Origin of the sequence: Salinisphaera orenii subsp. orenii MK-B5 (assembly GCF_003788635.1) — a bacterium.
In the GTDB taxonomy this organism is placed as follows: domain Bacteria; phylum Pseudomonadota; class Gammaproteobacteria; order Nevskiales; family Salinisphaeraceae; genus Salinisphaera; species Salinisphaera orenii.
Genome location: NZ_AYKH01000011.1, coordinates 46,031 through 68,617, shown reverse-complemented (window position 1 = coordinate 68,617; position 22,587 = coordinate 46,031). Strand labels below are relative to the sequence as shown.

18 protein-coding genes are annotated in these 22,587 nt (G+C 68.4%); 5 read left to right on the top strand and 13 right to left on the bottom strand.

Annotated features, from left to right (window positions below):
- Window positions 1-105: 105 nt before the first annotated feature.
- The 10 genes from SAOR_RS06855 to SAOR_RS06810 form a co-directional block, all read right to left on the bottom strand.
- Window positions 106-1,878 carry a sodium:solute symporter family protein gene (locus tag SAOR_RS06855; RefSeq protein WP_123630776.1) on the bottom strand — a complete coding sequence of 591 codons (1,773 nt, stop codon included), beginning with the start codon at window positions 1,876-1,878 and terminating at the stop codon, window positions 106-108.
- Window positions 1,879-1,884: 6 nt separating this feature from the next.
- On the bottom strand, window positions 1,885-2,154 hold the full coding sequence (locus SAOR_RS06850) for a DUF4212 domain-containing protein (protein ID WP_123592303.1): 270 nt from the start codon (window positions 2,152-2,154) through the stop codon (window positions 1,885-1,887).
- Window positions 2,155-2,378: 224 nt separating this feature from the next.
- On the bottom strand, window positions 2,379-4,547 hold the full coding sequence (locus SAOR_RS06845) for a malate synthase G (protein WP_123630775.1): 2,169 nt from the start codon (window positions 4,545-4,547) through the stop codon (window positions 2,379-2,381).
- Window positions 4,548-4,653: 106 nt separating this feature from the next.
- Window positions 4,654-6,135 carry a RimK family protein gene (locus SAOR_RS06840; protein WP_123630774.1) on the bottom strand — a complete coding sequence of 494 codons (1,482 nt, stop codon included), beginning with the start codon at window positions 6,133-6,135 and terminating at the stop codon, window positions 4,654-4,656.
- A gap of 9 nt (window positions 6,136-6,144) precedes the next feature.
- Entirely contained in the window at window positions 6,145-6,630 is a 486-nt protein-coding gene (locus SAOR_RS06835) for a GNAT family N-acetyltransferase (RefSeq protein ID WP_123630773.1), read from the bottom strand.
- A gap of 74 nt (window positions 6,631-6,704) precedes the next feature.
- The gene (locus SAOR_RS06830) at window positions 6,705-7,388 is read right to left on the bottom strand and encodes a type 1 glutamine amidotransferase domain-containing protein (RefSeq protein WP_123630772.1); all 684 of its coding nucleotides are present in this window, start codon (window positions 7,386-7,388) and stop codon (window positions 6,705-6,707) included.
- Between the two features lie 155 nt (window positions 7,389-7,543).
- Window positions 7,544-8,536, bottom strand: coding sequence for a zinc-dependent alcohol dehydrogenase family protein (locus SAOR_RS06825; protein WP_123630771.1), 993 nt, complete (start codon window positions 8,534-8,536; stop codon window positions 7,544-7,546).
- Window positions 8,537-8,685: 149 nt separating this feature from the next.
- Window positions 8,686-9,447 carry a phosphatase PAP2 family protein gene (locus SAOR_RS06820; RefSeq protein ID WP_245965418.1) on the bottom strand — a complete coding sequence of 254 codons (762 nt, stop codon included), beginning with the start codon at window positions 9,445-9,447 and terminating at the stop codon, window positions 8,686-8,688.
- 65 nt (window positions 9,448-9,512) lie between these two features.
- Window positions 9,513-10,850 carry an ATP-binding protein gene (locus tag SAOR_RS06815; protein WP_123630770.1) on the bottom strand — a complete coding sequence of 446 codons (1,338 nt, stop codon included), beginning with the start codon at window positions 10,848-10,850 and terminating at the stop codon, window positions 9,513-9,515.
- The gene (locus SAOR_RS06810; RefSeq protein ID WP_123630769.1) at window positions 10,850-11,575 is read right to left on the bottom strand and encodes a response regulator; all 726 of its coding nucleotides are present in this window, start codon (window positions 11,573-11,575) and stop codon (window positions 10,850-10,852) included. Before SAOR_RS06810 ends, SAOR_RS06815 begins: the two co-directional genes overlap by 1 nt.
- A 215-nt stretch (window positions 11,576-11,790) precedes the next feature.
- Here SAOR_RS06810 and SAOR_RS06805 point away from each other — a divergent pair, with 215 nt between their 5' ends.
- From SAOR_RS06805 to SAOR_RS06785, 5 genes are all read left to right on the top strand, one after another.
- On the top strand, window positions 11,791-12,360 hold the full coding sequence (locus SAOR_RS06805; RefSeq protein ID WP_123630768.1) for an EF-hand domain-containing protein: 570 nt from the start codon (window positions 11,791-11,793) through the stop codon (window positions 12,358-12,360).
- Between the two features lie 99 nt (window positions 12,361-12,459).
- The gene (locus SAOR_RS06800) at window positions 12,460-13,917 is read left to right on the top strand and encodes an efflux transporter outer membrane subunit (RefSeq protein ID WP_185015577.1); all 1,458 of its coding nucleotides are present in this window, start codon (window positions 12,460-12,462) and stop codon (window positions 13,915-13,917) included.
- Window positions 13,914-15,269 (top strand): efflux RND transporter periplasmic adaptor subunit, encoded by a 1,356-nt coding sequence (locus SAOR_RS06795; protein ID WP_123630766.1) that lies wholly within the window; start codon window positions 13,914-13,916, stop codon window positions 15,267-15,269. The genes SAOR_RS06800 and SAOR_RS06795 overlap by 4 nt, the downstream gene beginning before the upstream one ends.
- Entirely contained in the window at window positions 15,266-18,379 is a 3,114-nt protein-coding gene (locus tag SAOR_RS06790) for an efflux RND transporter permease subunit (protein WP_245965417.1), read from the top strand. The genes SAOR_RS06795 and SAOR_RS06790 overlap by 4 nt, the downstream gene beginning before the upstream one ends.
- A gap of 230 nt (window positions 18,380-18,609) precedes the next feature.
- Window positions 18,610-19,071, top strand: coding sequence for a hypothetical protein (locus SAOR_RS06785; protein WP_123591958.1), 462 nt, complete (start codon window positions 18,610-18,612; stop codon window positions 19,069-19,071).
- Between the two features lie 186 nt (window positions 19,072-19,257).
- Here SAOR_RS06785 and SAOR_RS06780 read toward each other — a convergent pair whose 3' ends face one another.
- From SAOR_RS06780 to SAOR_RS16780, 3 genes are read right to left on the bottom strand one after another with little or no spacing between them, the layout of a single operon-like run.
- Complete coding sequence (locus SAOR_RS06780) at window positions 19,258-20,115, bottom strand: NAD-dependent epimerase/dehydratase family protein (RefSeq protein WP_123630765.1); 858 nt, start codon at window positions 20,113-20,115, stop codon at window positions 19,258-19,260.
- Between the two features lie 8 nt (window positions 20,116-20,123).
- On the bottom strand, window positions 20,124-21,305 hold the full coding sequence (locus SAOR_RS06775; RefSeq protein WP_123630764.1) for a heme biosynthesis HemY N-terminal domain-containing protein: 1,182 nt from the start codon (window positions 21,303-21,305) through the stop codon (window positions 20,124-20,126).
- Complete coding sequence (locus tag SAOR_RS16780; RefSeq protein WP_185015576.1) at window positions 21,305-22,441, bottom strand: uroporphyrinogen-III C-methyltransferase; 1,137 nt, start codon at window positions 22,439-22,441, stop codon at window positions 21,305-21,307. The genes SAOR_RS06775 and SAOR_RS16780 overlap by 1 nt, the downstream gene beginning before the upstream one ends.
- Between the last annotated feature and the right edge of the window lie 146 nt (window positions 22,442-22,587).

Here is a 22,587-nt window from a genome sequence, read left to right as displayed (position 1 = left end):
CATGCAGCCTCTGTGCGCGTGTCAGCCACGGCCGTCATCGCCGTATGGCAGCCATAAAAAAGGCCCCGCCTAAGCGGGGCCCGATGGTGCAGACCGAAGATCCGGTCAAACCTGACGCAGAGCGCCCGGCACGCGGATATCCTCGATCATGTCGCGGATCTCGGCCGGCGGGGCCGGCGTTGCCCGCGAGACCAGGAATGCGGCGATGAAGTTGATCGCCGCGCCGATCGCCCCGAAGGACTCCGGCTGGATGCCGAGGAACCAGTAGCCGGCCTCATCCGGGAAGAGGTTGGTGCCCGGAATGAAGAACATGCCCTTGAACACGAAGATGTAGAGCACGGTGGCCGTCAGGCCCGCCAGCATGCCGGCGATCGCGCCCTCGCGGTTCATGCGCTTGGAGAACACGCCCATGAGCAGCACCGGGAATATGGAGGACGCGGCCAGCCCGAAGGCCAGTGCGACCACCTCGGCCGCGAATCCTGGTGGATTCATGCCGAGATACCCTGCCACCAGAATCGAGCCGGTCATCGCGATGCGTCCTGCCATGAGCTCGTTCTTCTCGGATATATCCGGTTTGAGCATGCTCTTGAGCAGATCGTGCGATATGGCCGAGGAGATGGCGAGCAGCAGTCCCGCCGCCGTCGACAGCGCAGCGGCCACGCCGCCCGCGGCCACCAGCGCAATCACCCAAGACGGCAGCTGCGCGATTTCAGGGTTGGCGAGCACCATGATGTCACGGTCGACCGTGACCATCTCGTTGCCTTCCCAGCCGTAACTGCTGGCCTCTTCCGCGAATTCTTCGCTGTTTGCGTTGTAGTACTGGATCCGACCGTCGTCGTTCTTGTCCTCGAAGGCGAGCAGGCCCGTGCCTTCCCAGGTCTTGAACCATTGCGGACGTTCGCTGTACTTCAGGTTGCCGGTCTCTTCGCCCACGGGACCGGTCTGCACGGTCTCCATGAGATTCAGCCGCGCCATCGCGCCGACCGCCGGTGCGGTGGTGTAGAGAATGGCGATGAAGAACAGCGCCCAGCCGACCGACTTGCGGGCGTCGGTGACCTTGCGGACGGTAAAGAAGCGGATGATGACGTGCGGCAGCCCCGCCGTGCCGATCATCAGCGACAGCGTCAGCATGAACACGTTGAGCGTCGAGTGTTCTGGCGTCGTGAAGCTGTCGAAGCCGAGATCGGTGATCACATTATCGAGCCGCTCCAGCAGATACACCCCGCTTCCATCGGCCATGGTCGAGCCCAGGCCGATCTGCGGCAGCGGCACGCCCGTGAGCTGCATGGAGATGAAGACCGCGGGCACCGTGAACGCGAAGATGAGCACGATATACTGCGCGATCTGGGTGTAGGTGATGCCCTTCATGCCGCCGAGCACGGCATAGACGAACACCACGGCCATGCCGATCATCACGCCGGTCTCGAACTCGACCTGCAGGAAGCGTCCGAAGGCCACGCCGACGCCCTTCATCTGGCCGATCACATAGGTGATCGACGCCACGATCAGGCAGATGACCGCGACCGTGCGCGCGACGTTGGAGTAGTAGCGGGCGCCGATGAACGCCGGCACGGTGAAACTGCCGAACTTGCGCAGATACGGCGCCAGCAGCAGCGCCAGTAGCACGAAGCCGCCGGTCCAGCCCATGAGATAGGGCGAGGCGTTGTAGCCGAGAAACGCGATCAGGCCGGCCATCGAGATGAACGACGCCGCGCTCATCCAGTCCGCGGCCGTGGCCATGCCGTTGGCCACCGGGCCCACGCCGCCACCGGCCACGTAGAAATCGTCGGTACTGCCGGCGCGGGAGGCGATCGCAATCACCAGGTACAGCAGAAAGCTGCCGCCGACCATCAGGTAGATCCAGGTTTGTGTATCCATTCCGTGCTACTCCTTCTCGGCCACGCCGAATTCCCGATCCAGCTTGTTCATGCGCCAGGCGTAGAAGAAGATCAGGAACAGGAAGACATAGATCGAGCCCTGCTGGGCGAAGAAGTAGCCGAGCGGGTAGCCACCGATCGAGAACGCATTGAGAACGTCCACGAGCAGAATGCCGCACAGATACGACACCACGAACCAGACGACGAGAAGCTTGAGTAGTAACCGGACGTTCGCGCGCCAATAATCGGCGGCCGTCCCGGTCGGTCGGTCGGACATGTCCCCTCCCTTGAGTGTTATCGGTTTGCTGACCGACGCCATCCTCGGCGAGCGCCCGCCTCCCCGCAATGAGACTTTCGGCTATTCGACGTTTTGTCCACGGTCACTGGCGCCAGCGACGGTTATCCCGATTGTCTGTAATGGCCAGCTTTCCCCATGGCATGTCGCGCCCACAAAAAAGCCCGGCCGGAGCCGGGCTCTATAGTGGACGACCGCCGAGGCGATCAGCCGGCGCGCTTGGCCTTGAGCTCCAGGCGACGCGCGTGCAGAACCGGCTCCGTGTAGCCGGAGGGCTGCTCGACGCCCTTGAAGATCAGATCGCTCGCGGCCTGGAAGGCCACCGAATCGTCGAAGTCCGGCGCCATATTGTGGTAGCTGGGATCCCCCTCGTTCTGGCGATCCACCACGGCGGCCATGCGCTCCAGCGTCTCGCGCACCTGCTGTTCATTGGTGACACCGTGATGCAGCCAGTTGGCCACGATCTGGGAGGCGATCCGGCAGGTCGCGCGGTCCTCCATGAGCTGGGTGTCGGTGATGTCCGGCACCTTGGAGCAGCCCACGCCCTGATCGACCCAGCGCACGACATAACCCAGGATGCCCTGGCAGTTGTTATCGAGCTCCTTCTGGATCTCGTCGGCCGACAGCTCGCGGTCGAGCAGCGGAATCGTGAGCAGGTCGTCGAGATAGTTCTCGCGCCGCGACTCCAGCTCGGCCTGACGCTCGAGCACGTTGCAGCGATGGTAGTGGATGGCGTGTAGCGTGGCCGCGGTCGGCGACGGCACCCAGGCGCAGTTGGCGCCCGCCTTCGGGTGGCCGATCTTGGCCTCCATCATGTCGGCCATGTTGTCCGGCGCGGGCCACATGCCCTTGCCGATCTGGGCCTTGCCACGCAGGCCGACGGCCAGCCCGGTATCGACGTTGTTGTCCTCGTAGGCCTTGAGCCAAGGCTGGGATTTCATCTCCCCCTTGGGCAGCATCGGCCCGGCTTCCATCGAGGTGTGGATCTCGTCGCCGGTGCGGTCGAGAAAGCCCGTGTTGATGAAGATCGTACGCTCGCGCGCCGCACGGATGCATTCCTTGAGGTTGACCGTCGTGCGGCGCTCCTCGTCCATGATGCCCACCTTGAGCGTGTTCGGGCTCAGACCGACGGCCTTCTCCACGGCCGCGAACAGCTCGACCGTGAAGTTGACCTCGGCCGGGCCGTGCATCTTGGGCTTGACGATGTAGACGCTGCCGGCACGGCTGTTGGTGTGCGGGCCGTTGCGCTTGAGGTCGTGCAGGGCGATCGTGCCGGTGGCGAGCGCATCGAGAATGCCTTCCGGAATCTCGTTGCCCTCACCGTCCAGCACCGCCGGCGTGGTCATCAGATGGCCGACGTTGCGCACCAGCATCAGGCTGCGCCCCGGCAGGGTCAGGGCCGAACCGTCGGCGCCCGTGTATTCGCGGTCGGCGTTGAGCTTTCGGGTGATGGTCTTGCCGCCCTTGTCGACCGTCTCCTGGAGATCGCCCTTCATCAGGCCGCACCAGTTGGCATAGACCAGCGCCTTGTCCTCGGCGTCCACCGCCGCGACCGAGTCCTCGCAGTCCTGGATGGCGGTGACCGCCGCTTCCATGAGGACGTCCTTGACGCCGGCGGCGTGATCCTTGCCGATCGGATGCTCGGCGTCGATCTGGATCTCCGCGTGCAGTCCGTTGTTGACCAGCAGCACGGCGTCGGGCGCGGACGCCTCGCCCTGGTGGCCGGCGAACTGCTTGCCGTCCCGGAGCGTGGTGTGGCTGTCGCCGACGTCCACGGCCAGCTTGCCGTTGTCGATGCGGTAGGCGGTCGCATCGGCGTGCGAGCCCTCGGCCAGCGGAAACGCCTCGTCGAGGAAGCCGGCCGCCCAGGCCATGACCTTGGCGCCGCGCTTGGGATTGTAGCTCGTGCCCTTTTCGGCGCCGTCACTCTCGGGAATGATGTCGGCGCCGTAGAGGGCGTCGTACAGGCTGCCCCAGCGGGCGTTGGCCGCATTGAGCGAGAAACGCGCGTTGGTGATCGGCACCACCAGCTGCGGCCCCGGCACGGTCGCGATCTCGGGATCGACGTTCTCAGTCGAGACCTGGAAGTCCTCGCCCTCGGGCACCAGATATTCCAGCTCCTCGAGCAACTGCTTGTATTCGCCGAAGTCGAAGGCGTCACCGCGGTGTTCGCGGTGCCACTTGTCCAGCGTCTCCTGGACATCCCGGCGATGCTTGATCAGGCCGGCGTTGCGGGGGCCGAACTCCGCGACCAGATCGGCCAGCGTCTGCCAGAACGCATCCGGCTCGACCCCGGTGCCCGGCAGTGCCTTCTCGATCAGGTCGTGTAGCGGCTTGCCGATCTGCAGGCCCGCCTTTTCGATACGCTCAGTCATAGCTCGCCCTTGGAAATGTGGATCGCGGCCGCGTCAGCGCGCCGCACGCGTCGAAACAAACGGGAATGATAACAAAACCGGCTCCCTCGACGCCCCCGACCTTCGCCTACCGACGGGCCGCCGGACGCGCCCGCGTGCGCTGCTCCAGCCGCCTCAGGAATTCGCCCATGATGCGGTCGTAGAGTGCGTCGCCGAGCACCGCGTCCTCCACCCCGGCATCGATGCTCGGGTTGTCGTTGATCTCGATCACGCGGATGCCGGCCGCTGTCTGCTTGAGATCGACGCCGTACAGCCCGTCGCCGATCAGGTTCGCCGCACGCACCGCGGTTTCGACCACCTCGGCCGGCGCCTCCTCGACCGCCAGCGTCAACGAGTTGCCCTCACTGTACTGGCCGTCCTCGCCGTGCTTGACGATCTGCCAGTGGCCGCCGGCCATGGCGTACTGGCATACGTAGAGCGGCTTGCCGGCGAGCACGCCCACCCGCCAGTCGAACTCGGTGGGCATGAATTCCTGGGCCAGCGCGAGCTCGGAATCGTCGAGCAGGCGCGCGGCGATCTCGTTGAGCTCGGCGCGGTCGGCGGCTTTGAATACGCCCTTGGAGAACGCACCCTCGGGCGCCTTGAGCACCATGGGAAAACCCAGCAGCCCCGGCAGGCGCTCGACCTCGCGCTCGCCGAAGATGCAGGCCCTGGGCGCGGCCACCTTGTAGCGGCTCAACAGCTCGGCCAGATAGACCTTGTTGGTACAGCGCAGAATCGAGGTGGGGTCGTCGATCACCACGAGGCCCTCTCGCTCGGCGCGGCGCGAGAACGCGTAGGTGTGGTGGGCCAGGCGCGTGGTCTCGCGGATGAACAGCGCGTCGAACTCCGCCAGACGTCCGAAATCGCGCCGCGATATCCGTTCGACCTCCAGGCCCAGGCGGCGTCCGGCCGCGACGAACTGCGCCAGCGCGGCCGCATTCGACGGCGGCTGCGGATCGTCGGCGTCGACCAGCATGGCGACATCGAAGCGCGCCGCTCGGCGCTTGCGGGCCGAGCGCCAGCCTTTGGCGACGTGCGCGTCCAGCGCGCGGGCCAGACAATCGGCCTCGCCGGCCTCCAGCGCGCGGATCGACAGCGTGCGCAGCCCTGCCACGCTCACCCGCTCTTTGCGACGGCGCAGATCCACGTGCAGCAGCGGCACCGCGAACTGTTCGAACAGCCGGCGCGCGAGCGGCGCCAGTACCGGATTCTCGCACTGGCCGAGATAGACGTTGAAGTGCGCGGGCAAGGCGGCGCGCTCGGCATCGTCGAGCGCGTCCAGATATTGGGCCAGCGCCGGGATCTCGCTGCCGTAGAGAATCTTGCGCGACAGATCCTGCAGCGTGGCCACCGAGGCGAGCACACGGTGCCCGCGCGCCTCGGCCAGCAGCGAGCAGTAATAGCCCAGGCTCTGGTAGCGCATGCTCCGGCACAGGTTGATCACGTGCAGCTCGGCCTCGGCGAAGGCCGGATCGCTGAGATACTCGTCGGCGATGACCAGCCGCACCGCCGGCGCGGCGCCCTTCCAGTCGCGCCGCGACTCCACCACCACGATCGGCTCGGCCATCGGTTCGTTCTACTCGCTTGGGGGAGACAGGATCTTCTCGAGGCGCACGCCATCCTCGCGCCGCGCGCCGGGGCCTTGATAGTAATCGCAAAGCGGTGTCGTTTCGCGATAGCCCGCACGCGCGAACAATGCCCGCGAGGCGTGATTCGACGCACGTGCCTCGGCCCGCATCAGGGTGCAGCCCTGCACGAGCGCACGCGCCTCGGCTGCCGCGAGCAGCGCAGCGGCGATGCCGCGCCCGCGGGCCGCATCGCTCACCGCGATCGAATACAGCCGTGCCACGCGGCTGGCGCGCCGATAGAGCACCACCACATCGGCCACGATCGCCTCATTCAGCACGCACACCAGAAAATCCGCGTGGGCGCGGGTGAGCAGATGGCGCAGGCTGCGCCGGCTCTGGGCATCGCAGGTGAAGCAGGCCGCCTCGAGCGCGGCCACGGCGTCGAGATCGGCCGCACGGGCCGCACGAATCGCGTTGGAGACAGCGCCGGGCATGGCCGCGAGTATAGCCGGCCACGCCCGGTGTCAGCGGTTTTCGAGCGCCGGGGAACGCACCCGCGCGCCGGCCGCTATTTCGGCTGCAGCTGGTTGATGAGCGTGCGCGCCGCGGCAGCCGACGAGTCCGGATTCTGTCCGGTCACCAGATTGCCGGCGACGACCACGTGCGAGGCCCAGTCGTCGCCGCGCGAGTAGTTGGCGCCGTTGTCCTTGAGCATGTCCTCGACCAGAAACGGCACTACCTCGGTCAGGCCCACGGCCTCTTCCTCGCTGTTGGTGAAGCCGGTCACCTTGAGGCCCTTGACCAGCGGGCCGCCCTTGTCGTTTTTCGCCCGGCGCAGCACGCCCGGCGCGTGACAGACCAGGCCCAGCGGCGTGCCGTCGGTATAGCTGCGCTCGATCAGGCCGATCGAATCCGTGTCTTCGGCGAGATCCCACAGCGGGCCGTGGCCGCCGGGATAGAACACCGCGTCGTAGCGATCGTTGGCGACGTCGGCCAGCCTGTGGGTCGAGGCCAGCGCCTGCTGGGCGTCATTGTCCTGCTTGAAACGGCGGGTGGCCTCGGTCTGGGCGTCCTCACCATCGCTGGCCGGGTCCACCGGCGGCGCGCCGCCGGCTGGCGAGGCCAGCACCACCTCGGCGCCGCCGTCGCGAAACACATAGTAGGGCGCGGCGAATTCCTCGAGCCAGAAGCCGGTCGGTTTGCCGGTGTCGCCGAGCGCGTCGTGCGAGGTCAGTACCATGAGTATCTTCATCGTCACATCCTGTCGGTGGTCCAACTGTTGTCGATGCGGCCGGATAGTTTCATTGCAAGCGGGCCCCGAGCCGCAGCGGCACGGGGCTGACCGGTCGAATCGCGCCACCCGCCGCGCCAATAGCACCGTCACGGCCGCCGGTATGGCCGAGGAGCCTACGGCACGGTCACCACGATCTTGCCGAACTGCTGGTTCGATTCCATGTAGCGGTGCGCTTCGACCATCTCGGCAAAGCCGAAGGTACGCGACACGGTCGCGGTGAAATCGCCGGCTTCGAGACCGTCGGTGACGAAGCGCTTGCCGCGCGCGAAGCGTTCGGGATCGCCGATCACCTCGAAGAGCGTATAGCCGCGCATGGTCAGGGCCTTGTTGAGACCCTTGATCAGCGGGAACGGCGTCGGCTCGCCCGACAGCGCGCCGTAGACGAACAGGATGCCGGCGGGCGCCATCGCGTCCACCAGCGTCTCGACGCCGGAGCCGGCGACCGGATCGAACACGACCCGCGCGCCGGCGTTTTCGGTGATGCGCATGACTTCCGCGGCCACGTCCTGTTCCTCGGTGGCGATCACGTGGGCCGCCCCGGCCTTCTTGAGCTCGTCGACCTTGGCCGAGGTGCGCGTCGCCGCGATCGAGATCGCCCCGACGCGGTTGGCGATCTCGATCGCCGCCAGGCCCACGCTGCTGGAGGCCGCCGGGATGATCACGGCATCGCCCGCCGCGAGTTCGCCGATCTCGATGAGCGCGCCGTAGGCGGTGAGAAACGGCATCCAGACGGCCGAGGCCTGCACCGCGTCCAGGCCCCGCGGGCGCGGGGTGACGGCATGGGCCGGCACGATCGCGCGCTCGGCATAGAAGCTGTAGTCGTTCATCGAGAACGCCGGAATCACCGAGACCGCATCGCCCGCGGCGACGCCGGTCACGTCCTCGCCCACGGCCTCGACGATACCCGCACCTTCGTAGCCGATGCCGGCGGGCAGCTTCGGATCCTCGAGATAGGCGCCGGAGCGAAACATCGCCTCAGCGCGGTTGAGCCCGATCGCCTCGACCTGGACGCGCACCTCACCCGCGCCCGGTTCGCCGACCTCGACGTCCTCGTAGCGCAGAACCTCGGGGCCGCCGGTCTCGTGAAAACGTATCGCCTGGGTCATGGTGACTGCTCCTTTGCGTCCGGCGCGTGCCTGCGCGCCGGCTGTGATTCGAGGCACGCGATCGGGATCGCGTGTACTGCCCTGTTGATGGCCTCGACGGGCCGGCGAATCAAGGCTTACCGCACGCCGGCGACGATACGCGCCGTGTTTCAGCGCGGGTGGCGCCGGTCGTGGCTCACGCGCCCGCGCATCGCTGCGCCCGCGGCGTGGAGCCGCAGCAACGCGGCCACGGCGAGGCGGTGGACCGGCGTGAACACCACGAGCGGCACCGTGAGCAGCGCGGTGACGACGCCGCCGATGAGCACGTCGCTGAACCAGTGCGCGCCGGCGACCAGCCGCGGCAGCACGCAGCACGTCGCCAATACGAGCGACACCAGGCCGTAGCGCCGCCCGGCGAGACACCACACCAGAAAGGTGAAGGTCGCCACCACGGTGGCGTGATCGCCGGGAAAACTCCGGGCCGAATGATCCTTGACGTGAAAGCCCACCTGCGCGGACAGGCGGGTGAACGGCTCCAGCACCAGCGCCGGGCTCGCCCGGCGAACGTCAGTGAACAGCCACTCCCGCGTCAGCCCGACCAGCACCACCAGCGTCACGACGATCAGCACCGTGCGCGCCATACGCTCGGCGCGCGGGGCGTTGCGCCCGGCCACCGCATAGACGCCCAGCACCCCGAACAGCACCAGCGCGGCCACATAGTCGAACACGCGCAGATTGGCGCTCGCCCAGAACAGCTGTTCGGCATGGCTGGTGCGCACCAGCGCGTTCAGATCGAGCGCGATCCAGGCATCGAGGCCGTCCCATAACGCCCGCGTCGCCGGCACGCTGTAGGACAGCACCAGCAATGCCGCGATCGCATAGGCCGCGATCAGGCCGCGCGGGTTCCAGGGGCGGGGAATACGGGCGTGCATGGCATATCGAACTGACGGAGGGTTCCGGAATTATCCGCTCTTGGATATTTGCTTGCACTATGCACTTATCGCGTTCGATCCCGCGGCAGACGAATGCGCACGATCAGCCCGCCGCCCTCGGCGTTGACCAGCCCGATCTCGCCGCCGTGCCCCTGAACCACCGAGCGCGCGATCGACAATCCCAGGCCGGTGCCGCCGGTTTCGCGGCTGCGCGAGGCCTCCAGCCGCACGAACGGGTCAAACACCCGCTGCATGTCGGCGTCGTCGATGCCCGGGCCGGTATCGGCGATCTCGAGCACGACCGACTCGGCGCCGTCGCTGAGCGTGAGCGTGGCGCGCTCGCCGTAGGCCAGCGCGTTATCGATGATGTTGCGCAGCGCGCGCCGGATCGCCACCGGGCGGCACACCAGCGCGACGCGCGCCTCGGGCTCGAAGACCACCGCGGCGCCGCTGGCGCGGTAGTCCTCGCACAGGGCATCGACCAGGGCCGACAGATCCACGTTGCGCGTGGCCTCGGCGGCGGTCTCCTCGCGCATGAAGGTCAGCGCGGCCTCGCTCATGCCGGCCATGTCCTCGAGCGTGCGCGCCATCGAACGTGTGTTGTCGTCGTCGGGCAGAAACTCCAGACGCAGGCGCAGCGCGGTGATGGGCGTACGCAGATCGTGGGCGATGGCCGCGACCATGCGCGTGCGCTCGGCCATGAAACGCGTCAGACGTTCGCGCATGCGGTTGAAGGCCGTGATCGAGCGCCGGATCTCCTCCGGGCCGCGTTCGGGCAGCGGGTCCACATCCTCGCCGCGGCCGAAGCGCTCGGCCGCGCGCGCGAGCTCGCGCAGCGGGCGCGTCATGCGGCGGCTGGTCACGACCACGATAACCACCATCAGCAGCGCACTGACCAGCAGCGTGGTCAGCGACGACTGCGCCCAGCGCCGGGTCGGATCGAACAACCGCTGGCGCGCGCGGAGCCACTGGCCCTCGTCGAGACGCACGGCCAGACGCAGCGCGTCGCCCGCCTGGCGGTTCGGGCCATGCGCCAGCCCCGGCCCGATGGCGACCCGCAGCCGGGCGACATCCACCTCCATCCCGCGGGCGAGATCGCGCGCCATGCCGCGCGCCTCCGGGCTGTGCTGCTCGAACAGGCGGCCGGGCGAGTCCGCCAGGCGATAGCGCAGGTCGCGCGTCGACAGCGCCTTGACCGCATCGGCGCGATGCACGGGCGGCACGAAATCGAGCGTGCGCATGGCGCTGGCCACGCTCTCGCCCATGTTCGACAGCACCACGCGCTCGAGAAAACGATCGCGCTCGTGCATGAAGATGAAGAAACTCACCAGCTGGGAGACCACCAGCGCCAGCAGCGTGAGCGCGACGATGCGCCCGGACAGGCTGGCCGGCACGAGGCGCATCAGTCGGCCTCCGTGGCCGGGTCGGCGACAAAGCGATAGCCGCCGCCCCAGACCGTCTTGATCAGCCGCGGGCTCGCCGGGTCGCGTTCGATCTTGCGGCGCAGCCGGCTGACCTGATTGTCGACGCTGCGGTCGAAGACCTCGGCTTCGCGGCCCTGGGTCAGATCCAGCAGCTGCTCGCGCGAGAGCACGCGGTTGGGATGGCGCACGAACGCCAGCAGCAGCCGGTACTCGCCCGTCGACAGGGCGACCGCCAGACCGCTGTCGTCGACCAGTTCCTGCTGGGCGACGTGGAACAGCCAGCGATCGAAGCGCACGCTGGCCTCTTCCGGCTGGTTGCGCTGGGCGGGCAGCGCGGTCGCGCGCCGAAGCACCGCCCGGATGCGGGCCAGCAGTTCGCGCGGCGAGAACGGTTTGGTGACGTAGTCGTCCGCCCCCACTTCGAGGCCGATGATGCGGTCGGTCTCGTCGGCCACCGCGGTGAGCAGGATCACCGGAATCTCGGTGGTCTCGCGCAGCCAGCGGCACAGACTCAGACCGTCCTCGCCCGGCATCATGATGTCGAGCACGATCAGATCCAGGGCCGCTTCGCGCACCACCCGACGGGCGGTGGCGGCGTCGGCGGCGGCTGACAGACGAAAACCGTGATCCCTGAGATACCGGGTCAGCGAATCGCGGATGTCGCGATGATCGTCGACGACGAGAATATGCGGCTGTTCGGCCATCGGCGCATGGGGGACGGCGAATGTGGCGTCAATATACCGCGCACGGCATCCGTTGCCCGGCCGATCGTGTATCGATGTCCGGCAGATCGGGCCGCTGACACACTCTGCGACAATTTCGTCGGCCACGGACAGACTTGGCTGACATTTCGCCCCCTTAATAGGACACGTGCCAGGCGGCCACCGGCCGCGCACAGCCAACCCCGAAGGAGAGACCCATGAAAAACCGTGTCCTGCTCACCGCAATCACCGCCGGCCTGCTCGGCACCTCCATGGCGCACGCCCACGGCGACCGCGACCCCGGCAAGATGTTCGACGCGCTGGACGCCAATGACAACGGCCAGCTCAGCCAGGAGGAGCTGTCGAACATGCACGAGGCGATGGCCAAGCTCCGTTTCCAATCCGCCGACAGCAACGACGACGGCAAGATCGATCGCGACGAGTTCATGGCCAAGGCCGAGCAGCGCGCCGAACGCATGTTCGAGCGCATGGACGACAACGACGACGGCACGCTCGATGCCGACGAGGCACAGCCGCACCACGGTGGCAAGCACCACAAATCCGGCAAGCATCATGACGGCGACAAGCCGCACCATGACAAATCCGAAGATAAGGACAAGGGCGAACACCGCAAGGACGGCCACGGCGACCGCAAGGGCAAACACGCCGAGAAGATGCTCGAGCGCATGGACAGCGACGACGACGGCAGCGTCTCGCGGGACGAGTGGGACGACGCGATGGAGCGTGCCCACGAGCGCCATGGCGACAAGAAGACCGACGACCAGTAGGACATGACCGAACTGTCCGCCCCATCGCGCCGGCGCGCTCGCGCCGGCGCTCTTGCATGGCTTTGCCTGCCGCGGTGCGTGCTGCGCGCCCGCGGGCTGATGGCATGCGCACTCGCGCTGCTGATCGCCGGCTGTGCGACCACGCCGGTCGACGAACTCGAGCGCCCGGCCTTCGAGATGCCCGAACGCTTCGCCCGCGACGGCGACATCCCGATGCGCGCCGACTGGTGGCAGACCTTCGACGACCCCGCGCTCGACCGTCTGGTCGACCGCGCCCTGTCCAACAATTTCACCCTGCGCTCGGCCTATGCCCGCGTCGAACAGGCGCGGGCTACGCTCGCCGCCGAAGGCGCGGCGCTGTTCCCGAGCGTTGACGCCAGCGCCGAACAGAGTGCGACACGCCGGTCGAGCGGCGACAGCGTGAGCACGAGCGTCGCCGGCGACGATTTCGATCTCGATCAGGACCGATCCAACTGGAGCGATACCCGATCGCTGCAGTTCTCCGCCAGCTACGAGCTCGATCTCTGGGGGCGGCTGCGCAACAGCCGCGAAGCGGCGGCGTTCGACACCCGCGCCGCGGACGCGGCCCTCCAGGCGGTCGCGATCTCGGTCGCCGGCGACCTGGCCAGCAGCTGGTATCAGTATCAGGAGCTGCGCGAGCGCATCGCGCTGCTGGAAAGCCAGATCGAGACCAACCAGAACGTGCTCGACCTGACCACCTTCGCGTTCAAGCAGGGCCAGGCCGAAGCGGCCGACGTACTGCGCCAGCGCCAGGCGGTCGAATCCGTACGTGGCCAGCTCGAGCAGGCCCGCGCCAGCGCCAAGGTCGTGCGCCACGCGCTGGCCGTACTCGTGGGCGTGGCCCCGGGCGAGTTCGAGCCGCCGGACGGGCGCGACCTGGTCGAACTGCCGGCGCTGCCGGACACCGGCGTGCCCGCGGATCTGCTCATGCGTCGGCCCGACGTGCGCGAGCAGTTCTATACCGTGGCCGCGGCCGACCGGCGGGTCGCGGTCGCCGTGGCCGAACGCTACCCGCAGCTGTCGCTGTCGGCGAGCCTGTCCACGAGCACCGACGGCGCCAGCCTGTTCTCCAACTGGGTGACCCAGCTGGCCGCCAGCCTGACCCAGCCGGTGTTCGACGGCGGCGCGCTTGCCGCCGAGGTCGACCGCAGCGAAGCCGTGCTCGAGGAAACGCTCGCCGGCTATCAGCAGAGCCTGCTGGAAGCACTCGCCGAGGTCGAAGACGCACTGACCAACGAATATCGCCAGCGACGCTATATCGAACATCTCGACGAACAGCTGCGGCTCTCGGCCGAGACCGTCGACAACCTGCGCCTGCGCTATCTGCGCGGCGCCGCCGATTATCTCGACGTGCTCGACGCCCTGCTCACCCGACAGGATCTGCAGGTGGAATATCTCAGCGCACGGCGGCAGCTGCTGGACTACCGCATCAACCTCTACCGCGCGCTGGCCGGCGGCGTGGGCGAGGCATCCATCGCCGGGCGCGACACCGAACCGCCGGCCGTACCCGCCGCCGACAACGAGCCCCAACCATGAACGCGTCCCACTCGAACCGCGCGCGCATCGGCCGCGCACTTAAGGTGATTCTGCCACTGGCCGTGCTCGGTGCCGGCGTCGTGGTGGCGCTGATGGTCTTGGAGAGTCGGCCGACCGCGCCGCGCGCCGAACCGACCGAGCGCCAGGCCCGTCTGGTGACCGTCACCCCGGCCGAGGCGGCGTCCCCCACGATCACGCTCGACGCCAACGGCACCGTCGAGGCCGCCGATTCCACCACGTTGCGCCCGCGTGTGTCCGGCCAGGTGATGGCACTCGAGGACCGGCTCGCGCCCGGCACGCGTTTCGAGCAGGGCGACGTGCTCGCCCGCATCGACGACACCGACTACCGCCTGGCACTGAACAGCGCCCAGACCGACCTGGCCAACGCCCGCGCCGCGCTGCGCGTCGAACAGGGCCAGCAGGCCGTGGCCGAGCGCGAGCTCGCGCTGGTCGGCACCGAGGTCAGCGACGACGAACGCGATCTCGCCCTGCGCGGTCCGCAGCTCGAGCAGGCCCGCGCCGAGGTGGAGGCCGCCCGCACCGCCGTCGAGCAGGCCCAGCTCGACCTCGACCGCACGGCCGTGCGCGCGCCCTTCGACGGCATCGTCAGCGAGCGCAGCGCCTCCGTCGGCGATGTCGTGGCCACCAGCGACAGTCTCGCCACACTGGCCGCCACCGACGTCTACTGGGTCGACGTATCGGTACCGGTCGACCAGCTGCGCTGGATCCATGACGCCGGCCCGCAACGCAGCGGCTCGCCGGCACGTGTGCGCTATCCGGAGGCCTGGGGCCCGGACGTGTCGATTGCCGCCGAGGTGCTGCGCATCCAGCCGGCGCTCGAGACCGCGGGCCGCATGGCGCGCGTGCTGCTGCGCGTGCCCGACCCGCTGGGCGCGAACGCGCCCGACAGCGGCCCGCAGCTGCTCATCGGCGCCTACGTCACCGCCGGCATCGAGGCGGACATCCCGGCCGACAGCGTCGCGATCGACTCCGGCTTCCTGCACGAAAACGACCAGGTCTGGGTGATGACGGCCGATGCCGAACTCGATATCCGCACGGTCGACGTGGTCTACCGCGACGCCATCGAGGCGATCGTGGCTTCCGGCCTGGACCCCGGCGACGCGGTGGTCACCAGCGATCTGACCGCACCGATCCAGGGCATGCCCGTGCGCGTCCAGGACGACGCCCCCCATGACCCGACCGAGAATCCGGCCGCGGCGGTGCGCGAGGATGAAGACGAAACCGTGGCCGGCGACGATGTCCGTGACCGCGACGGCCTCGACCTGCGGCTGTCGACGCGGCTGCCGATCGATCGGCCGGACCCTGATGCCGGCGACGCGCCCCGCTCATGAGCGAGCCGAGCGACAACACGCCCCGCCGCGGCCCGATGGCCTGGATGGTGGCCAACCGGGTGACGCCGAACCTGCTGATGTTCGCGCTGCTGGCCGGTGGTCTGCTGATGACGACGCTGATCAAGCAGGAAGTCTTTCCCGAGTTCAGCCTCGATCAGGTCAGCGTGACCGTCGCCTACCCGGGCGCGACCCCGGAACAGGTCGAACAGAACATCGTGCTCGCCATCGAGGAGAAGGTGCGCGATATCACCGGCATCGAGGACATGACCGCCACTGCCGCCGAGGGCAGCGGCTCGGTCACCCTCGAGCTGTCCGAGTCCGCCGACGGCCAGGCCGTGTTCCAGGACGTGCAGCAGGCGGTCAACCAGGTCACGACCTTTCCGGCCGACGCCGAGCGGCCGGTGATCTCGCTGTCGGACCACCAGCGCGACGTGCTCGACGTGCAGCTCTACGGCGACGTCGACGAAGCTGCCCTGCGCGCCTACGCCGAGGAGGTGCGCGACCGGCTGCTGCAGTCCCCCGACATCACCCAGGCCGAGCTCGAAGGCGCGCGCGACTATGTGGTGCGAGTCGAGATCTCCCAGCAACAGCTGCGCAGCTACGGCCTGACGCTGGGCGACGTCTCCGAGCGCATCGCGGCCTCGGCCGTGGACGTGGCCGGCGGCAGCGCCGACACCGACGCCGGCGAAATCCTGCTGCGTCTCAAGGGTCGGCGCGACCAGGCTCGCGAGTTCGCGCGCATCCCGATCGTGACCACCGATTCCGGCAGCGTCATTCATCTGGGCGATATCGCCAGCGTCAGCGAGGGCTTCGAGGACAGCAAGACCGAAGCCACCTACGACGGCGCGCACTCCATCGGCATCGCGGTCTATCGCGTGGGCAGCCAGACCCCGATCCAGGTCTCGGAAGCCACCCGCGCCGCGCTTACCGAGATGGAGTCCGATCTGCCGCCGTCGATCCAATACACCATCAGCGGCGACAGCTCCGAGGTCTATCAGCAACGCCTCGACCTGCTGCTCAAGAACGCCTTCATGGGCCTGGCGCTGGTGCTGATCGTGCTCAGCCTGTTCCTGGACATGCGCCTGGCGTTCTGGGTGACGATGGGCATTCCCACCGCCTTTCTCGGCGCTTTCCTGTTCCTGCCGCTGATGGGCGTGACCATCAACATGATCTCGATGTTCGCCTTCATCATCGCGCTGGGCATCGTGGTCGACGACGCCATCGTGGCCGGCGAGAACATCTACGAGCGCCGCGAGCGCGGGGCGAGCTTCATGGAGGCAGCCATCGGCGGCGCCCGCGACGTGGCCCTGCCGATCTCGTTCTCGATTCTCACCAACATCGCGGCCTTCCTGCCGCTGCTGCTGGTACCCGGCTTTCTCGGCAAGCTGTTCGGCGTGATTCCGCTGGTGGTGATCACCGTGTTCCTGGTGTCGTGGGTGGAGGCGCTGTTCATCATGCCCGCGCATCTCGCACACGGGCGCAACCGGCGCGGCAATCGCGTCTCGGCGGCCATCCATCGCTATCAGCAGGCCTTCTCCAACGGCTTCTCGACGCTGGTATCACGCTACTACGCGCCGCTGGCGACACGGCTCGTGGTCCATCGCTACCTGACGGCCGCGATCGGCGTGGCGGTGCTGCTGGTGGTTCTCGCCTGGGCGGGCAGCGGCCAGATGGGCTTCACGCTCATGCCCAAGGTGGAATCCGATCGGGCTCAGGCCACCCTCACGCTGCCCTATGGCACGCCGATGGACCGCATGCAGGCCACCCGCGACCGGCTGGGCGAGGCCGCCGAGCGCGTGATCGCGGCCAACGGCGGCGACGATCTCGCCACCGGCGTGTTCGCCACCATCGAGGAGAACAGCATCGAGACGCGGGTCTATCTCACCGCCGCCGACGTGCGCCCGATCACCACCGCCGCTTTCATTCGCGAATGGCGCGACGAACTCGGCGAGATCGCCGACCTGCAGTCTTCTCAGTTCCAGTCCGACGCCGGCGGCCCCGGCGCGGGCAAGGCGATCACCGTGGAGCTGTCACACCGCGACACGGACACGCTCGATCGCGCCGCGGAGGCGCTCGCGGCGCGCATCGGCGAATTCGCGGGCACCACCGACATCGACAGCGGCGTGGCCCAGGGCAAGAACCAGATCGAATTCACCCTCAACGACGCCGGTCGCAGCCTCGGACTGAGCAATGCCGACGTCGGCGCCCAGGTCCGGGCGGCCTTCTACGGCGACGAAGCCCTGCGGCAGCTGCGCGGGCGCAACGAGGTCAAGGTGATGGTCACGCTGCCCGAGGCCGAACGGGACAGCACCGCGGCGATCCGCAATCTGCTCATCCGCACCCCGGAAGGCACGCGAGTGCCACTGCATCAGATCGCCGACATCGACTACAGCCGCGCCTACACGGAGATCACCCGCCACAACGGTCGCCGCAGCATCGAGGTCACGGCCAACGTCACGCCCTTCGATGCGACCAGCCGCATCACCCAGGCGCTCAACGCCGAGACCCTGCCCGAACTCGCGGCCGACTATCCGGGCCTGACCTATGGCTACTCCGGGCGTCAGGAGGACACGGCCGACTCGATGCGCTCGCTGTTCATCGGCTTCATCCTGTCGATGGCCGCCATCTACATGCTGCTGGCGATCCCGTTCGCCAGCTACATCCAGCCCGTGATCGTGATGATCGCGATCCCGTTCGCGGTGGTCGGCGCCATCATCGGTCACGAGATCATGGGCTATTCGCTGTCGGTGATCAGCCTGATGGGCGTCGTCGCCCTGGCGGGCGTCGTGGTCAACGATTCGCTGGTGCTCATCCACTACGCCAACACATTGCGCAATGCGGGCGAGAACGCGATCGACGCCGTGCGCCTGGCCGCGGTGCGCCGATTCCGCCCGATCCTGCTCACCACGCTGACCACCTTCGGCGGCCTCGCGCCGATGATCTTCGAGACGTCGCTGCAGGCGCGCTTCATGATCCCGATGGCGATCTCGCTGGGCTTCGGCATTCTGTTCGCCACCGGTATCACGCTGGCCCTGGTGCCCTGCTTCTACGTGATCGTCGAGGATCTGCGTACCGGCATCGCCCGACTCGCACCCGCCTCCCAGCACTAGCGTGCCCGGCCGACGCTGGTACGACCGTTCGCGCTGGAGTCCGCACGGGCCGCAGTCAAACCGGCACGTGCAGCCGGGGGCCGGGTGCCGCGGCGAAGCCGATGCGCGGGCGGGCGGGCCTTTCGTCGCAGTCCACGTAGCCGGGGCTCTGCTCGCATTGACCGGGCGCGCGTGCCCGACCCGCGGCCGAGCGGTTATCCTTGGCTCATGTCCGACCACACCCCGCGTTCATGAAAGCGCACGCCGCCGTCCTTCTTCTGCTCGTCGGGCCGCTGCTGGCCGCCTGTACCGGCAACGCCGGTGTCCGGACGGATACGGGGCCGGGCGCGGGCGACACCGTGATCGCGGTGCCGGACACGGGCGGCATGCTCGGTGACCGGCTGCGGCGCAGCCTGTCGCAGCGCGGCTGGTCGCTGTTGCGCTACGACCCCGAGGCACTCGAGCGCAGCCGCGACTACGCGCGGCTCGCCGCGCAGGCCCGCTACCGGCTGACGCTCACCGCCCGCCGTATCGGCAACTGCGGCAGCGAGATGCCGAGCTATATCTACAATACGGCGCTGATCGCCAACGAAAACGGGCATGTCGCGCTGGCCCTCACCGGTGCGGACTGTCTGGACAGCGTGGCTGCGCGCTTCGAATCCGAGCTGGCGCGACGGCGTATCACGCCGCCTGAGACCGCGGCGGCCGAATAGGGCCGATCAACACTGCATGCGAGCCCGCCGGATGCAGCGGTCGCCGATCGTCGCGGCGACTTCGATGCTCTCGAGCCTGCTAGGGCAGCTCGTTGCGGCAATAACGATCTTGGGGGTGTCGCACCGGGGAGCCGTCGACACGCGGTACGACGCCGCAGCACGCATCGATGGCGCCTTAGGGCATCCTCAGTCCGCTGACTGTGCGCGCAGACTGGCGGCCAGCCCGTCGCGAAAATCCGTGAAGTGCGGCTCGATGCCGCTATCGGCGACCAGCCGCGCGTTGCTGAGCCGTCGCGACTCGCGCAGGAACGACAGGCGCATGGCCGAGAATCGCGTCTCGGCCTCATCCCAGCCGATGCGGGCCGGCCGCTCGAGGCCCAGCATGTCCGCGAGCGTGTCGTAGAAGATGCCCAGCCGCGTCGGCTGCCCGTCGCAGGCATTGTAGACGCCGTGTGCCCAGCGCGTGCGGCCGGCCTGCCAGGCGTATTCCGCCAGGTCGTCGATATGCACCCGATTACTCCACCCCCCGGCCGCGTCGTCGAGGATCGGTTCGCCGGCGCGCAGGCGATCGACCGGCAGCCGACCGGGGCCGTAGATGCCCGGCGCCCGCAGCACGATCGCATCCCCGCGCAGGGCGCGGACTTGCCGCTCGGCGTCGACCCGGCGCCGCGCCCGCGCCGTACCCGGCCGCAGCGGCTGCGTCTCCGTAGCCCAGGCCCCGCCGCAGTCGCCGTACACCCCGCTGGTACTGATGTAGACGACATACTCGGGCAGGCTCGGCAGCGCCGCCAGTGCGGTGGCCATGCGGGTGTCGGTATCGCCCTCGCGGGGCGGGGGCGCGAAATAGAACAGCCGGTCGCAGGCCGGCAGCGCCGACAGGTCGCCGTCGAGATCGAGCGTGAGCGCGCGGGCGCCCACGGCGCGGACGCGGGCCGCGCTGGCCGCACTGCGGACCACGCCGACGACCTCCTCGCCGGCGGCGACCGCACGCGCGGCGACCCGGACCCCGGTGTCGCCGCAGCCGATGATCAGGCTGGTCGGCATGCCAGCGCTCACGAACCGGTGTGCAGTTCCAGGCCCTGCCGGTAGGCCTGGCGGGCCTCTTCCTTCTCGTTGATCTCCTCGAACAGCCGGCCCAGCTCGAGCAGCGCGTCCGGGCGCGACTGGCTCTTCTGGCTGGCCTCGAAGTAGCTCCGGGCGCGGCCCCAGAGGCGGTTGCGCAGGCACAGACGGCCCGCGACCAGCAGCAGCTCGGGCTCCTCGCCGTACTGCTTGAGCCATCCTTCCACGGTCTGCAGCTGGGCGGTGCGGTCGTGGCTCTTCAGATCGCCGAACAGCAGCACGAGCGACGGATTCCACTCGCGCTTGAGCACGTCGCGGATCGCATCGGCGGCCTGATCGTCGGCGTTCGCCGCCCGCAGGCACTCGACATAGCGCTCGACCATCGACGACTGGCTGCGCAGGCGCTTGGGCACCCGTTTCCAGGCGGTAGTCAGCGCGATGCTGTCCTGGCCCTGACGCGCCAGCAGGTCGCCCCAGGCCGATACGCCCATGGCATCCACCCGCGCCGGCGGCATGTCGCCGTGCTTGTAAAGCTGCGGCACGAGCGTGCGCAGTTGCTCGTAATCGCCCGCCGCATAGGCCTGCTCGGCGTAGAGTCGCAGCACGAGCGGATGCTGCGGTTCCATCTGGTACAGCCGCGACAGGCTGGCCATGGCCTCGGCCGTCTGGCCCTGCTCGATCTGCAGACGGGCCTGGGTCATTAACACTGCGAGTTCGCTCACGCCACGCTGGGCGGCGGCGCGCTCCAGATAGCGATCCCGGTCGGCGACATGGCCCTGGCGCTGAGCGGCGCGGGCGGCGTTGAGATAGTTCAGCCCCGGCGCCTCGTTCTGATCGGCCAGGCGCTTGAGTTCGCTCTCGGCCCGGCTCCAGCGACCTTCGGCGAGCCGGACGAGCCCGTCATAGAGCGACGCGCGCGCCTTGCGCGCCCGACGCCGGGCGAGACGCTCGCGTATCGCGCGGGGCATCAGCACCCCCGCCACGACCAGCCGCCAGAGCGTGATCACCAGCCAGAGCGTGACCAGCAGCGCACCGGCGGCGAACAGCAGCGAGGTCTCGATCTGCCAGCCGCCGAATGCGATGAGCATGTAGCCCTGCTGATCCCGGAAGACCAGCGCGAGCACGATCCCCAGTATGAGGAAGACGAAGAAGATCAGCAGCAGGCGACGCATCACTGACTGCCCTCGCCGGCCTCGTCACCGGCGCTGTCGCCGCCGGCTTCGGCGTCCGTAGCGGCGGATGAATCCGAGGAGGTATCGGTCTCCTCGCTTTCACCACGGCCGTCCATGAGATCGCGGAGCCGGATCAGGCTCGTGGAGATGTCCGGCGGATTCCAGTCGAGCTCCACGTTGCGCATCTGTTCGAGCTGATCGATCAGCCCGGAGACCGCCGAAGCGTCGGTGTCGTAGTACTCCTCGAGCCAGGATTTCGCCGACGCCAGGCTCTCGCGATAGCTCTCGGTGTTGCGCTCGAGCAGGGCGAGCTGGGCGCTGCGCAGCTGCAGCTGCAGATTCTGGCTGAGGAAGAACACCTGGTCGGGCGGCAGCAGCGCCCGCTGGGTGCCATCCGCGCGCCGGATCGTCAGCATGCCGGACAGCGCCTGCGACATGGAGTCCTTGAAGTGGGCCCAGCCCTGGGAGAAGTCGATGTCGTCGAGCGCGGCGATCCCGGTGGGGCCGTCGGACGATTCCGAATCGCCCGCCTCGGCCGACTCCGGCTGATACTCCGTGGGCACATCGGCGGCCAGCGGCAGATCGGCGACGCGGTCCATCATCGAGGACAACTCCAGCGCCAGACCCTCCACATCCGGATCGGGCAGCGCCTTGAGCGCGGCGATCTCGTCGACCACCGCCTCCCGGATCTCGAACAGGCGCGGATCGCTCATGCGACCGATGGCGTCACTGGCCATCTCGAGCGCGGTGCGCGCGCCCTCCGGGTCGTTGTAGAGCTGCAGCCGGCGGTTCGCCGCCTGCAGGAGCGACTCGATCTGACGCAGCGCCCAGCGGTTGCCGGTGCTGTCCTGACGCTCGGCCAGGCTGGCAATGCGCGACTGCGTGGCCTTCAGATTCTCGCGTACGCCTTCGAGATCGCCCGCCAGAGCATCGACCCGCTCGCGCGTCTGCCGCGTCTCTTCGCGCACCGAGCCGATGCGGTTGCCGAATTCGTCGAGCTTGGGCTCGACGATATCCTGGACGCTGGATTCCAGCCCTTTCTCGACCGTGCTCAGACGCGACTCGTGGGAAGCCAGCCGCTGTTGCCCCTGGTACCACACCCAGCCGGCCAGCACGACCGCGATGGCGGCAACCACCAGGGCGACGATCGCGATGATCCGCGCCGTACCCCCGCTACCACCGCCGTTCGCACGGCCGGCCGCCGGACGGTCGGGAGTGCCGCCGCCATCGGACGATGCGCCGGCACCGGCCGCCGCGGCCCCGGCCCCGGCCCCGGTCGAGG

Bases quoted from the DNA above. Each gene is read 5' to 3' on its own strand.
- SAOR_RS06855 (WP_123630776.1), bottom strand. From the start codon at position 1,878: ATGGATACACAAACCTGGATCTACCTGATGGTCGGCGGCAGCTTTCTG.
- SAOR_RS06850 (WP_123592303.1), bottom strand. From the start codon at position 2,154: ATGTCCGACCGACCGACCGGGACGGCCGCCGATTATTGGCGCGCGAAC.
- SAOR_RS06845 (WP_123630775.1), bottom strand. From the start codon at position 4,547: ATGACTGAGCGTATCGAAAAGGCGGGCCTGCAGATCGGCAAGCCGCTA.
- SAOR_RS06840 (WP_123630774.1), bottom strand. From the start codon at position 6,135: ATGGCCGAGCCGATCGTGGTGGTGGAGTCGCGGCGCGACTGGAAGGGC.
- SAOR_RS06835 (WP_123630773.1), bottom strand. From the start codon at position 6,630: ATGCCCGGCGCTGTCTCCAACGCGATTCGTGCGGCCCGTGCGGCCGAT.
- SAOR_RS06830 (WP_123630772.1), bottom strand. From the start codon at position 7,388: ATGAAGATACTCATGGTACTGACCTCGCACGACGCGCTCGGCGACACC.
- SAOR_RS06825 (WP_123630771.1), bottom strand. From the start codon at position 8,536: ATGACCCAGGCGATACGTTTTCACGAGACCGGCGGCCCCGAGGTTCTG.
- SAOR_RS06820 (WP_245965418.1), bottom strand. From the start codon at position 9,447: ATGCACGCCCGTATTCCCCGCCCCTGGAACCCGCGCGGCCTGATCGCG.
- SAOR_RS06815 (WP_123630770.1), bottom strand. From the start codon at position 10,850: ATGCGCCTCGTGCCGGCCAGCCTGTCCGGGCGCATCGTCGCGCTCACG.
- SAOR_RS06810 (WP_123630769.1), bottom strand. From the start codon at position 11,575: ATGGCCGAACAGCCGCATATTCTCGTCGTCGACGATCATCGCGACATC.
- SAOR_RS06805 (WP_123630768.1), top strand. From the start codon at position 11,791: ATGAAAAACCGTGTCCTGCTCACCGCAATCACCGCCGGCCTGCTCGGC.
- SAOR_RS06800 (WP_185015577.1), top strand. From the start codon at position 12,460: ATGGCATGCGCACTCGCGCTGCTGATCGCCGGCTGTGCGACCACGCCG.
- SAOR_RS06795 (WP_123630766.1), top strand. From the start codon at position 13,914: ATGAACGCGTCCCACTCGAACCGCGCGCGCATCGGCCGCGCACTTAAG.
- SAOR_RS06790 (WP_245965417.1), top strand. From the start codon at position 15,266: ATGAGCGAGCCGAGCGACAACACGCCCCGCCGCGGCCCGATGGCCTGG.
- SAOR_RS06785 (WP_123591958.1), top strand. From the start codon at position 18,610: ATGAAAGCGCACGCCGCCGTCCTTCTTCTGCTCGTCGGGCCGCTGCTG.
- SAOR_RS06780 (WP_123630765.1), bottom strand. From the start codon at position 20,115: ATGCCGACCAGCCTGATCATCGGCTGCGGCGACACCGGGGTCCGGGTC.
- SAOR_RS06775 (WP_123630764.1), bottom strand. From the start codon at position 21,305: ATGCGTCGCCTGCTGCTGATCTTCTTCGTCTTCCTCATACTGGGGATC.